Genomic DNA, 12,473 nt, shown 5'->3' on the forward strand with positions numbered 1-12,473 from the left:
CTTAATCCTGCTGCGCCACCACCTGCCCGTCCATCATGCGCAGCCGCTTCGACATCGCCACCGCAATCGCGCGGATGATCTTTGCCGCCACTTTCGGCGCCTCGTTGAGCATCTTGTCCAGGGAGTCCTTGCCCAGGTTCAACAAATCGCACGAGGACGCGGCAACGCACGTGGCCGAGCGGCGTTCGCCATCCAGCACCGCCATTTCACCAAACGCTCTGCCGCTGCGCAGGATGGCGGTCTCCACCGGATGGCCGTCGCTGTTGAGCTTCTGCACCGACACGGTCCCCGAATGAATGATGCACATGAACGTGCCTGCGTCTCCCTCGTTGAAGATCGCGTCACCTTTGTCAATGTTGCTGATGCTGAAGTATCCGGCAGCCGCGGCAAATTCAGCCGGCGTCAGGGCGATGAACAGACCGCAGTCCATCAGCATGTCGCGGATTTCTTTATTCAGTGACGAAGAGTTGAGCAATGTAGACATGGCGAGTTCTTGTTAAGTGTTCAGGGAGATTGCGTGACGCACTGGCTGGCGCTAGAGCAGCCCCGAACTTTACAGCGTCCGGGGCTTGCCATGTGACACACCGCCCGCGCAGATTTCGTCAGGCCATTTTCAGCACTTTCAGAATAAATCCGTATTCGAGTGCTACGTCACGTAATCCCTGATAACGCCCGCTCATGCCACCGTGGCCTGCACCCAGCTCGGTCTTGAGCAACAGCAGGTTGTCATCGGTTTTGCGATCACGCAGTTTCGCCACCCACTTGGCCGCTTCCCAGTACTGCACGCGACTGTCGTTATAGCCCGCGATCACCAACATGGCCGGATAATCCTGGGCCGTGACATTTTCATAAGGCGCATAGGCCTTGATCCGCGCGTGAACATCCGGCTCTTGCGGGTTGCCCCATTCGTCGTACTCGGTGACGGTCAGCGGCAGATCAGGGTCCAGCATGGTGTTCAGCACATCGACGAACGGCACTTCAGCAATGGCCGCCTTGAACAGCTCCGGACGCTGATTGACCACCGCGCCAATCAACAGGCCGCCAGCACTGCCGCCGCTGATCACCAATTGTTCGGCAGTGGTGATGTTCTCCGCGATCAAGTGTTCGGCGCAGGCGATGAAGTCGCTGAAGGTGTTCTGCTTGTGCTCCTGCTTGCCATTGCGGTACCAGGCTTCGCCCAGCTCACCGCCGCCGCGCACATGGGCGATGGCGAAAGCGATGCCGCGATCAAGCAGACTCAGCCGCGCATGGGAAAACCACGGGTCCAGGCTTTCGCCGTACGCGCCATAGCCGTACAGATACAGCGGAACGGTCTGACCGGCCAGCTCGCGCTTGACCACCAGGCTGATCGGCACTCGCGTACCGTCGGCGGCTGTCGCCCACAACCGCTGGCTGACGTAGGCATCGGCATCGAACACACCCAGCACGGGCGTTTCCTTGAGTACGATTTTTTCCCCGGTGGCCAGTGACAATTGCCACACCTGCGGCGGACGGTTCAGCGACTGATAGCGCAGGCGAATCTTGTCGCTCTCGAATTCAAGGGTGTCCTGCACATACAGGTTGTACGCGGCATCCGGCAGTTGCACGCGATACGCCGGCAGACCTTGAGGATGCACTTCGACGATCGGCAAGCCGCCTTCGCGCAGGCTCAAGGTCAGGCCTTTGGCGTTGAGGCTGAAGCCGTCGAGCATGACCGTCTCGCTGTGGGCAATCAGGTTCTGCCAGTCGCCCCGTTCCGGGATGCCCTCGGCTTTTTCAGGCGCGTGGTACAGCGCAAAGTTGATCCCGTCCTGATTGCTGCGGATCACCCAGCTCCATTCACCGTCGATCAGCCCGTGGTCCACCGAATACTCGTGGCCTTCGCTGCGCGGTGCCATGCACACGAATGCCTGCTCGGGCGTACCGGCGTCCAGCACCCAGGCCTCGCTGGTGGTTTTGCTGTCCAGCCCCACGATCAACTGCCGCTCCGAGCTGCTGCGGTAGCAGTGCAGGAAGAAGCGCCCGTCCGGCTCGCTGAACACCAGCTCGGCGGATGCTTCGCCCAGCTTATGGCGGTACAGCTTGTGCGGACGATGGGTGTCGTCCAGTTCACCGAAGAACAGCGTCTGGCTGTCGTTGGCCCAGGTCATGCTGCCGTCGCAGTCTTCGAACGGCAGTCGACTGACCGCGCCGCTGCTCAGCTCTTTGACGTACAGCTGATAAACCTCCTCGCCGCTGGTGTCGAGGCTGTAGGCCAGGCGCTGATGGTCTGGGCTGATGCTGAACGCGCCAAGCGAGAAGAAGCCACCGCCGGCCAGTTCGTTCGGGTCGAGCAACAGCTCCTCGGCGCTTTCGTCGAGGGTCTGGGAATCATCGGCCGGACGCGGGCAGCGGTAGTGACGGGCGTATTCGTCGCCCTCGGTGGTGCGGGTGTAATAAAGATACGGTCCCCAGGGGGAGGGCAGTGACAGGTCGGTTTCGAGGATGCGGCCCTTGATCTCCTGAAACAGGGTTTCGCGCAACGGCTGCAGATCGGCGAGCTGCTGTTCCTGCCAGGCGTTCTCGGCCTTGAGGTAATCAAGCACTTCATCGGTGTCGCGGTTCTGCAGCCAGGCGTACGGGTCGGCGCCGTCAGCCTTGCGGGCGACGGGGGCGCTGGAAGTGTGCGGGGCGGAAGGCATGCTGGGCTCTCTCACGTGGGCTCATCTGAAAGGGATCGGTCGCGCTGAGCGATGCTGGACATACGGCAGACCGATAACTGAAGCCGGGGAAGCCGGGCTGGTGAAAAGTCGTTATCATAAGCGCCTCTTTACCTGCCTTACCACGGACGTCATGACCGACAACGACTATCTGATTGCCTGGGGCCTTTACGCGTTCGCTGCGTTAGGCTGTCTGTTGGTGTGGTTCAAGCTGACCGGCTGGATGTGGCGCTACCTGCGCGAACCCTTGCGCGTGATCGGCGCCGTGCTGTTGTTCTGCCCGACCATTGTTGATCCGGCCAAGGACCAATACGCCCCGGCGCTGGCGATCAGCGTGCTGGATCTGGCGCTGAAAGTCGGCAACAACGTCTGGCGGGCCGTGCTAGACCTCGCTACCTACGGCGCCATCGCCCTGGGCCTCTACCTCATCTTCGCCTTGATCCGCTTGCCGTTTCTGCGCAAGAAAAAAGCCCGTCTGGCCCACGCCGAAGCCGTCGCTGCACAGGCCGCCGCCGAGCAAAAGGACCATGACGAGCCTTACGCAGAGCCATCGGCGGGGCGCTTCGCCAGCCAGTCGCCCGTTTCTACGCCAGCGTCTGCACCGAGCGGCCGCTTTCGCGTCGAACCCAAACTGTGATCGTGACCGGCATCTTCCCAGACGCGTGCTTCAACGCACCGAGACCTGCGCATGTGTGAACTTCTGGGCATGAGTGCCAACGTACCGACGGACATCGTGTTCAGCTTTACCGGGCTGATGCAGCGCGGTGGTCGTACCGGTCCGCACCGAGACGGTTGGGGCATCGGTTTCTATGAAGGCCGTGGCCTGCGCCTGTTTCAAGACCCTGCCGCGAGCAGCGAGTCAGAAGTCGCGCAACTGGTCCAGCGTTACCCCATCAAGAGCGAAGTGGTCATCGGCCACATTCGTCAGGCCAACGTCGGCAAGGTCTGCCTGTCCAACACCCATCCTTTCATTCGTGAATTGTGGGGGCGCAACTGGTGTTTCGCCCACAACGGGCAGCTTGCGGATTTCCATCCCGGCGCGACCTTCTATCGACCAGTGGGCGACACCGACAGCGAAGCGGCGTTCTGCGATCTGCTCAACCGGGTCCGTGAAGCGTTCCCTGAGCCGGTCGAGATCGAGCAACTGCTGCCGACCCTGGTGGAGGCTTGCGACGAATACCGCAGCAAAGGCGTGTTCAATGCGCTGCTCAGTGATGGCGACTGGTTGTTTTGCTACTGTTCGACCAAGCTGGTGCACATCACCCGCCGCGCCCCGTTTGGGCCGGCGCGACTCAAAGACGTCGACGTCATCGTCGATTTCCAGGCGGAAACCACGCCCAACGATGTGGTGACGGTGATTGCCACCGAGCCGCTGACCGAAAACGAGACCTGGAATCGCTACGAGCCGGGTCACTGGAGTCTTTGGCGCCGCGGTGAATGCGTTGCCGAAGGCTCGGCCTGAAAGAGAGGGATCTATGCTGCGCAGCTATATACGACTGGTGTTGTTCACGGCAGGCCTGTTAGTAGGCGTGCAGATTCCAGGCTTCATCAGCGATTACACCAAGCGCGTCGAAGCGCACATGCTAGAAGCGCAACAAAGCCTGCGCGGCTATAACGAGACCGCCCAGCGGTTCTTCAATGGCGACGTGCAGGCGTTGATCCAGCATTACACCAGCAGCGATGACCCGGTGTTCCGCGCCGACGCCAATAACATCAGTAACCTGCTCACCCGCAATCAGACCCTTGACCGCGAATGGCTGGCACTGCAAGGCCCATGGTACTCCCGCGCCTGGCGTGTGCTGACCGCCGCCGACACCGACATCCGCAACGAAACCTGGAATGGCTACACCTGGCAGGTGCTGTTGTCGCCGGAAGTCATCGGCTGGGGCCTGCTGTGCGCGCTGCTGTTCTCGCTGGTCATCGAAAGTGTTGTGGTGTTCATTGATTGGGTGTTTGTGGGTCGGCACCACGTGCGGCCGGTGGGTCGCGACTGGCGCTAAGGCGGATTGCCCGGCTTAGCTTGCCTGGATGGTGACGCTGCCGACGCCTTCCCGGCTAAAGCCGGTCCTACTGAGCGCAATATTCCGTAGGTCCGGCTTCAGCCGGGAAGGGGTCATCTCACTCAGCAAAGATCCCCCGCACCGTTCACTTTTTCTTATCCTCCCCCCGCGCTTTAATTAGTTGGACGCTTCGGCCATTTCCGCCGAAGAATGCCCCCAACGCATAGCCCCGTGTCCCGCGCTGCCAACCTGACAACCCCGCGCGTACACTCGAGCTTCTCCCCGTTTCGTTCGCACAGGAGTCACGCCTTTGAGCCGCCTGTTATTGAATTGTGATATCGGCGAAAGCTACGGCGCCTGGACCATGGGTCTGGACGCCGAGGTCATGCCCTACATCGATTGCGCCAACATCGCCTGCGGTTTCCACGCCGGTGATCCGAGCGTCATGCGCAAGACCGTCGCGCTGGCCCTGGCCAACAACGTCACCATTGGCGCGCACCCGGCTTATCAGGATCTGGTCGGTTTCGGCCGCCGCTCGATGGCCTGTTCACCGCAAGAAATCCAAGACCTGCTGCATTACCAGATCGGCGCGCTCGACGGCGTTTGCCGCGCCCAGGGCAGCCACGTCAGCTACGTTAAACCCCACGGCGCGATGTACAACGACATGATGGCCAACCCGACGCAGCTGCGCGCCGTCATCGAAGCCATCGCCCGTTACAACCCGCAACTGCCGCTGATGCTGCTGGCCATGCGCGACAACGCGGCAGCGCAGGCCATTGCCGATGAGTTCGGCGTCACGCTGTGGTTCGAGGCCTTTGCCGATCGCGCCTACGACAGCGTGGGGCGTCTGGTCTCTCGCAACCTGCCGGGCGCGGTGCATCACGATGCCGAAGTCATCATTGCCCAAGCCATGACCTTGTCCCGAGGCGAAGCCTTGATCGCCAGCGATGGCAGCGAGCTGCGACTGCACCCCCACACCTTGTGCGTGCATGGCGACAACGCCAGCTCCATCGACGCCGTCCAGCGGATTCGTCAGGCGTTGAACAGTGCTGATGCCGGACCGTCCGCCCTGTGAACCTGCGCATCGAAGTCGTCGCCATCGATTGCCTGATGGTCCGCCTGTTCGACGTCATCGACGAGGCCAACATGCCGTGGATGCTCGCCGCGACGTTGCGGCTGCGCGAGGGTTTCGCCGCGCAGTTGATTGATCTGGTGCCGTCCTACACCACACTGATGGTGCATTACGATCTCTTGGCGCTGAGTCCGACACAGGCTCGGGCAATCATTACCGATGCGCTGACCGACCTTGCACCCGATGCCGCCCAAAGCGGTCGGCAGCATGTGTTGCCGGTCTGGTACGACCTCAGCGTCGGGCCCGAGTTAAGCCTGCTATCCAAGCGCAGCGGGTTGTCGGTCGAGGAGGTGATTCGCCGCCACAGCCAGCGCGAGTATCAAGTCTTCGCGCTGGGCTTCGCGCCGGGGTTCGCGTTCATGGGGCTGGTGGAAGAAGTCCTCGCCGCGCCGCGCATCAAGACACCCCGCAAGCGCGTGGCGGCGGGAAGCGTCGGCATCGCTGAACGGCAAACGGCGGCCTACCCACTGGAGTCGCCCGGCGGCTGGAACATACTCGGGCGCACGCCGGCCAAACTCTTTGATCGCGGAATCGACGGCTACAGCCTGATGCAGCCCGGCGATACGGTGCGTTTTGCCGCCGTTGATCACGCCGAGTTCATGGGTCTGGGCGGCGACGACACGCCGCTGGAGGGCCTGGCATGAGCGCGTTGACCGTAAAAAGCAGCACGCCGCTGTGCCTGTTGCAGGACGCAGGCCGTTTTGGCGTAAGACACCTCGGCGTTACCCAAGGCGGGGCGCTGGATTGGGTGTCGATGTCGTGGGCCAACAAGCTGCTGAATAACGCGCTGGACGCCGCTGTTGTCGAAGTGACCCTGGGGGGCCTGACGCTGCTGGCCGAGTCCGACTGCTGCCTGGCCCTGGCCGGCGCGGATCTGGGCGCGATGCTCGACGATCGCCCGATGGCGCCTTGGCGCAGCTTCTTCGTGCGCAAAGGCCAGCAGCTACGTTTTACCCGGCCTATCACCGGTGCTCGGGCCTATCTCGCTGCGCCCGGCGGATTTGCGGCGCTCGATGTGCTCGGCAGCTGCGCCACCGTCACGCGCGAAGGGCTTGGCGGGCTCGCAGGAAGCGGCAAAGCGCTGGCTGAGGGCGATCAGCTGTCTTATTCAGGTGCGTCATTTGAGCTTCACGCGCTTCCCGATCACCTCATCCCCGACTTTTCCGATCAGCGTTCGGTGGACGTGGTGCTGGGCGCGCAGATCGGGCAGTTCAGCGGCTTGAGCCTGTTCGATGCGTTCAACAGCGAGTGGACCCTCGACAGCCGCGCCGACCGCATGGGCATGCGCCTGCTGGGGCCGGAGCTGGTTTACCAGGGCAAACCGATGATCTCCGAAGGCATCCCGCTCGGCGCGATTCAGGTCCCGCCCGACGGCCAGCCGATCGTGCTGCTCAACGACCGGCAGACCATCGGTGGCTATCCGAGACTGGGCGCGCTGACGCCAATGTCACTGGCACGCCTGGCGCAGAAACTGCCGGGGAGTGTGGTGCGGATGAAAGCCGTGGTACAGGACGTGGCGCATCGGGAGCAGGTGGAATATACGAGGCGGTTTTGAAGTTAATCCTGTGTGGTCTGTTTCGTACAGGCTCATCGGAATCGTCATTCAGTATTGTCAGGTCAGTCATTTTTTATGCTGGCCGTTACATACCTCATACCCCCGCTATGAGGAGCGACAATGAACCTTGATCTAATCGTCGACCAGAACCATTCCTACCGACAAGCAGTAGCGATCGCGTACGAGAAGGCTAGCAGAAAAGGTAACGTTGATGCGGCTACGGCACAGGAGTGCGAGATGGTCCTAAGTGAGCCTGAACCTGATTATGTCTATCACGAGGCCATGCTGGATCATGATCTCCAGTCTTACGAGGATGGGTCTGTAACCTTCCGCACATTGAGTCCGCGCGACTTCTACGAGCGGGTAAAGTTGAATGCACGGATAAGCGCTGCGGAAAGTCTCGCGGATCAAATGGATAATATATGGCAGGACGTGAAAGCTACAGTGGTCGGCGTTGAAACAGAGTTGTTGAACCAATTGAAATTCTCAGTAGATGAGAAAGGTACGATTAAGCCGTTAATGGCCTCAGGTTCACTGGGTGTGAACGATGAGAAGAAACTTTTTGATCTGTTGAATAATCATTCGGGATTCAAGAATTCCGCAAAAGGGTATGTGTGGGTCCTCGCGGGAGTCGTGGGTCAGACGATAGAAGGATTATCAGCTAGATACGCACGGCATTTCGCCAGTTCCAAGTGAGGAAGCGGCTAACCGCGTTGGTCTTGCGGTTAGCCTTTTGTTCATTAGCTGACGATATTTATACCGCAGATTTGAGTAATTGAAACCGGACTGATGCCAGTTTCAGGGTTACTCCTGACGGAGACGTGCCAGTGCCCCGAGTTGTAGTTGACCCTCCATTTGTAGCGATCGGCTCCTACAAATGGAGGGGTCGCATGACGGCCGATGCAGGGTGGCATGTCTATGTACTCCACAATCCTATCCGCAGTTGAAACGCGCTGCGATATCAAGGTGCTTGAGGGGTCCAGATCGTCTTTGTTGATTACAAAGTCGACTGTCGCCCCGTCTAAGTAGTGATCAGTGGAGTCCCGAATGCTCGTTGACCACATGATTCTACTTCTGAAAGTTTTTGTCCAAAAATAGGTTCCAGTGTCACGGGCTTCGGTCTCGATTCTTATGTTATGCGCATAGGGAGCCGATCCGAAGTCGACGTTAAAATAGTTATCCGTCTGTAGGGGGACGTTCTTGGGATGTGAAATTCGGATAAGAACCTTTTGACCCTCGCTCAGAGACGGTGTGATGAACGCGTCGTAAGTTGGCATCGACTGCCATTCCCCGGTGAGGTTGTACTCAATGTTCCAGTAAGGCCTTTGAGGTCCTCGCTGGACGTCGTTAATCATTACCTTTTGTCCGCGCAGTGCGGTGAAGCTGTAGTATTTTACGTCGCTTTTATTAGCCAATTTGCCGATGAGATTATTTATCTTGTCGGGCAATTCAGTGATTTCAGTATCAATGACGTCAGCAGATTTGGTGCTGGATTCTTGAGGTGTATTGATGTTGTTGGTAGGCGCTTCTTTGTTGTTTTCCGGGTCGCACGCCGCAATCGCCAGAGTGGTTGTGCCATATAACCCTGCGAGCAGTACTAAGGTGGATGTCGCCAATATTGCTCTTTTATAAGTGTGACTGTTCATCATATGTCCTTTTTGTAATATGAATTTTGCGCAGCCGCGAGGGCCGGAGCTTCGCTCCGTTATCCGACTGGTAATTTTTTTTTCGAGCAGTCTTTGAACTGTCGGAATGACGTAATCAGCGGTCAAGCCTGCCGGTCAACAACGAAGTTGTAAGCAAAAGTAAGGACCATGGGATTGATTGTGTTTGCGGGAAGTATGGTCGGACCTGGAGTGCGGGCGCTTACAACGCGCCGGAAGTGCCTAGCTTCATGAGGGCCGACTTACTCCGTAGAGGTAACCCCGACGATGAATCGTCTGCCCTCGACTGCTACGCTTCAGAACTGATGGATCAGGTCAGCCCTAGCATCACTTCGCCAGATACCGGATCCCTTCCTCCAGCCCGCGCAAGGTCAGCGGGTACATCTGGTCTTCGATCAAGTCGCGCACGATGTTGGTGGAGGTGGTGTAGGCCCAGGCGTCTTTGGGGTAAGGATTGATCCAGATGATCTTCTTGAACTTGGCCATGAAACGCTGCATCCAGACGTAGCCCGCTTCTTCGTTCCAGTGTTCGACACTGCCGCCCGGTTGGGTGATTTCGTAGGGGGCCATGGAGGCGTCGCCGATGAAGATCACTTTGTAATCCGCGCCGTATTTATGCAGCAGGTCCTGGGTGGCGGTGCGCTCGGACGTGCGTCGCTGGTTGTTCTTCCACACTGACTCGTAAACGAAGTTATGGAAGTAGAAATACTCCATGTGCTTGAACTCGGTCTTGCAGGCCGAAAAGAGTTCTTCGCAGATCTTCACGTGGGCATCCATCGAGCCGCCGATGTCGAACAGCAGCAACAGCTTGATGGTGTTGCGGCGTTCGGGGCGCATCTGGATGTTCAGCAGGCCGGCGTCGCGAGCCGTGTGGTCGATCGTACCGTCGATGTCCAGCTCGTCCGCCGCACCCTGACGCGCGAACTTGCGCAGCCGCCGCAGCGCCACTTTGATGTTGCGCGTGCCCAGTTCAACCCCATCGTCGAGGTTCTTGTATTCGCGCTGATCCCAGACCTTTGCGGCCTTGCCCTGACGCTGGCCGGCGTCGCCCACCCGAATCCCCTCTGGGTTGTAACCGCCTGAGCCGAACGGGCTGGTGCCGCCGGTGCCGATCCATTTGTTGCCGCCGGCGTGACGCTCCTTTTGCTCTTCCAGACGCTTCTTGAATTCTTCGATCAATTTGTCCAGGCCACCCAGGGACTGGATCTGCGCCCGTTCCTCGGCCGTCAGCGAACGCTCGAACTCCTTGCGCAGCCAGTCCTCGGGGATCAGCGCCTGCAGGTGATCGTCAAGCTTTTCCAGGCCATTGAAGTAGGCGCCGAACGCCCGGTCGAACTTGTCGAAATGGCGCTCGTCCTTCACCAGAATCGTGCGCGACAGGTAATAGAACTCGTCCATGTCAGCGAACGTGACGCGCTGCTTGAGCGCGTTAATGAGGTCGAGCAGTTCACGCAACGAAACCGGCACTTTGGCGGCGCGCATTTCATTGAACAGGTTGAGCAACATAGTCGGCGTCCCGCCCTTGATCTAAATAAGCTTGACCAAAAAGGCTCAGCGATTGCCGCGACGGCTCATGAACGCCAGGCGCTCTAGCAGATGCACGTCCTGCTCGTTCTTGACCAGCGCACCGGCCAGCGGCGGAATGGCCTTGGTGGGGTCGCGCTCGCGCAGCACGGCTTCGCCGATGTTGTCGGCCATCAGCAGTTTGAGCCAGTCCACCAGTTCGGAGGTCGAGGGTTTTTTCTTCAGGCCCGGGACTTTACGCACGTCGAAGAACACGTCCAGCGCTTCGCTGACCAGGTCCTTCTTGATGTTCGGGTAATGCACGTCGACGATCTTTTGCAGGGTGCTGCGATCGGGAAAGGCGATGTAGTGGAAGAAGCAGCGGCGCAGGAAGGCGTCCGGCAGTTCTTTTTCATTGTTGGACGTAATGATGATGATCGGGCGCTTTTTGGCCTTGATCGTCTCGTCGATCTCGTAAACGTAGAACTCCATTTTGTCGAGTTCTTGCAGCAGGTCGTTGGGGAATTCGATGTCCGCCTTGTCAATCTCGTCGATCAACAGGATGACCCGTTCTTCGGATTCAAAGGCTTCCCAGAGCTTGCCCTTCTTCAGGTAGTTACGCACGTCGTGGACTTTGTCGACGCCCAGTTGCGAGTCACGCAGGCGGCTGACCGCGTCGTACTCATAGAGGCCCTGATGCGCCTTGGTGGTGGACTTGATGTGCCAGGTGATCAACCGCGCGCCGAAGGACTCGGCCAGTTGCTCGGCGAGCATGGTCTTGCCGGTGCCGGGCTCGCCCTTGACCAGCAGCGGGCGCTCCAGGGTGATGGCGGCATTGACCGCAAGCTTCAGATCGTCGGTGGCGACGTAGGCGGGGGTGCCTTCGAATTTCATCGGGAAAATCCTCGAACAAGGCGAACAGACCCGTGGCCTGAACCGCGCAAGATAGGGCGCAAAGAATGCAGCGACTATACCGCGCACCCCGCGCGACTGTGAACGCAGACGCTTTATTCAGTATCTGAATGGGGCGTCACGGTCTGACCGGGCAGAAAATTGTAACTGCCGTTGAGGTATCGCCAAAATAGCGATACCTTATTTTCCATGTCGACCAAACACAGATTCAGGGACAAATACAGGATTCAACTGCGGGAAAAGGATCACCTGCCGCCCCACGTACACCTGACCGGTGGCGGGCTGGATGTGTTGATCTGTCTGCAGTTGGTTGAACCCATGCTCGGCCACGCCCCGGCCGCCGTACTCAGGGAGGCGCTTGAATGGGTAAGGGCCCACCAAACAGAATTGCTGGAGGAATGGAAACGATGGCATCCATGAAACGTCCACGCCTCAAGACTGTAGAGGCGCTGGCTCATCAAAAATTGGCGCTGACATTCATCAACGACATGAAGTACGTCCTCGACATGAACAGCGACATTGCTGCATTTCCGGGGCTGCAACCGCTCAAGGATCCGGACATTTTCAAGCAGGCGCAGATTGGCGACGACGGCTGGACCGTCGAGTGGGACGAGGCCGACATCCAGATTGGCGCCGATACCCTTTACCTGGACGCCAAGGCCCAGGCCGCCACTGATGAGAACACGCGGATATTCATCGGCTGGCGCGCGCGCACCGGCTTGCCGCTGGCCATGGCGGCCGAAGCGCTGGGCGTCAGCACGCGCAGCATCACCCGCTACACCAACGGCAGCGAGGCGGCACCGCGCACGTTGGCGCTGGCGTGTCTGGGATGGGATGCGTTGCAGAATCAGTCAGGCAATGGCGTGTTGCTGGCCGAGAAGCGTGCGGGCTATGGAGTTGATAAAGGGAGCGGCGTCAACAACACGAACGGCGTCGACAAGGGGGCAGGCGAAGATGGCGAGTGAGCTGACTCACGAGAGAGGCGTGTCAGCGATCAAGGTCATCGCTGACTAAACGCTTCGCGAGCGA

General features: G+C 59.3%; 14 protein-coding genes. 9 read left to right on the plus strand and 5 right to left on the minus strand.

The annotated features are described in order from the left end of the window. Nucleotide 1: 1 nt before the first annotated feature. Together EC919_RS08705 and EC919_RS08710 are read right to left on the minus strand one after the other, a co-directional pair. Entirely contained in the window at nt 2-484 is a 483-nt protein-coding gene (locus EC919_RS08705; protein ID WP_432213801.1) for a Crp/Fnr family transcriptional regulator, read from the minus strand. Nucleotides 485-602: 118 nt separating this feature from the next. Beyond that, nucleotides 603-2,660 carry a S9 family peptidase gene (locus tag EC919_RS08710; protein ID WP_133773058.1) on the minus strand — a complete coding sequence of 686 codons (2,058 nt, stop codon included), beginning with the start codon at nt 2,658-2,660 and terminating at the stop codon, nt 603-605. Nucleotides 2,661-2,811: 151 nt separating this feature from the next. Here EC919_RS08710 and EC919_RS08715 point away from each other — a divergent pair, with 151 nt between their 5' ends. The 7 genes from EC919_RS08715 (at nt 2,812) to EC919_RS08745 (ending at nt 8,061) form a co-directional block, all read left to right on the plus strand. After that, nucleotides 2,812-3,315: an MFS transporter gene (locus tag EC919_RS08715; RefSeq protein ID WP_243842226.1), complete on the plus strand. Its 504-nt coding sequence runs from the start codon at nt 2,812-2,814 to the stop codon at nt 3,313-3,315. A 51-nt stretch (nt 3,316-3,366) separates the two neighbouring features. Continuing rightward, nucleotides 3,367-4,140 carry a class II glutamine amidotransferase gene (locus EC919_RS08720; RefSeq protein ID WP_133773060.1) on the plus strand — a complete coding sequence of 258 codons (774 nt, stop codon included), beginning with the start codon at nt 3,367-3,369 and terminating at the stop codon, nt 4,138-4,140. A 13-nt stretch (nt 4,141-4,153) separates the two neighbouring features. Then, nucleotides 4,154-4,678 (plus strand): DUF2937 family protein, encoded by a 525-nt coding sequence (locus tag EC919_RS08725; RefSeq protein ID WP_133773061.1) that lies wholly within the window; start codon nt 4,154-4,156, stop codon nt 4,676-4,678. Between the two features lie 310 nt (nt 4,679-4,988). Next, complete coding sequence (locus tag EC919_RS08730; protein WP_133773063.1) at nt 4,989-5,753, plus strand: 5-oxoprolinase subunit PxpA; 765 nt, start codon at nt 4,989-4,991, stop codon at nt 5,751-5,753. Further along, the gene (locus EC919_RS08735; RefSeq protein WP_133773065.1) at nt 5,750-6,454 is read left to right on the plus strand and encodes a 5-oxoprolinase subunit B family protein; all 705 of its coding nucleotides are present in this window, start codon (nt 5,750-5,752) and stop codon (nt 6,452-6,454) included. Before EC919_RS08730 ends, EC919_RS08735 begins: the two co-directional genes overlap by 4 nt. After that, the gene (locus EC919_RS08740) at nt 6,451-7,365 is read left to right on the plus strand and encodes a biotin-dependent carboxyltransferase family protein (RefSeq protein ID WP_133773067.1); all 915 of its coding nucleotides are present in this window, start codon (nt 6,451-6,453) and stop codon (nt 7,363-7,365) included. Before EC919_RS08735 ends, EC919_RS08740 begins: the two co-directional genes overlap by 4 nt. A gap of 120 nt (nt 7,366-7,485) precedes the next feature. After that, nucleotides 7,486-8,061 carry a hypothetical protein gene (locus tag EC919_RS08745; RefSeq protein ID WP_133773069.1) on the plus strand — a complete coding sequence of 192 codons (576 nt, stop codon included), beginning with the start codon at nt 7,486-7,488 and terminating at the stop codon, nt 8,059-8,061. A 44-nt stretch (nt 8,062-8,105) separates the two neighbouring features. On the opposite strand, the gene EC919_RS08750 is transcribed toward EC919_RS08745, so the two are convergent. The 3 genes from EC919_RS08750 to EC919_RS08760 form a co-directional block, all read right to left on the minus strand. After that, on the minus strand, nt 8,106-9,011 hold the full coding sequence (locus tag EC919_RS08750; RefSeq protein WP_133773071.1) for a hypothetical protein: 906 nt from the start codon (nt 9,009-9,011) through the stop codon (nt 8,106-8,108). 345 nt (nt 9,012-9,356) lie between these two features. Next, the gene (locus EC919_RS08755; protein ID WP_133773072.1) at nt 9,357-10,535 is read right to left on the minus strand and encodes a vWA domain-containing protein; all 1,179 of its coding nucleotides are present in this window, start codon (nt 10,533-10,535) and stop codon (nt 9,357-9,359) included. Between the two features lie 45 nt (nt 10,536-10,580). Further along, the gene (locus EC919_RS08760; protein ID WP_133773074.1) at nt 10,581-11,426 is read right to left on the minus strand and encodes an AAA family ATPase; all 846 of its coding nucleotides are present in this window, start codon (nt 11,424-11,426) and stop codon (nt 10,581-10,583) included. A 207-nt stretch (nt 11,427-11,633) separates the two neighbouring features. Between EC919_RS08760 and EC919_RS08765 the strand changes: the two genes are divergently transcribed. Further along, on the plus strand, nt 11,634-11,864 hold the full coding sequence (locus EC919_RS08765; RefSeq protein WP_065986801.1) for a DUF4160 domain-containing protein: 231 nt from the start codon (nt 11,634-11,636) through the stop codon (nt 11,862-11,864). Then, the gene (locus EC919_RS08770) at nt 11,861-12,409 is read left to right on the plus strand and encodes a DUF2442 domain-containing protein (RefSeq protein WP_166650512.1); all 549 of its coding nucleotides are present in this window, start codon (nt 11,861-11,863) and stop codon (nt 12,407-12,409) included. Before EC919_RS08765 ends, EC919_RS08770 begins: the two co-directional genes overlap by 4 nt. Nucleotides 12,410-12,473: the final 64 nt, after the last annotated feature.

The sequence above is a fragment of the Pseudomonas graminis genome, assembly GCF_004364335.1.
Lineage (GTDB): Bacteria > Pseudomonadota > Gammaproteobacteria > Pseudomonadales > Pseudomonadaceae > Aquipseudomonas > Aquipseudomonas graminis_D.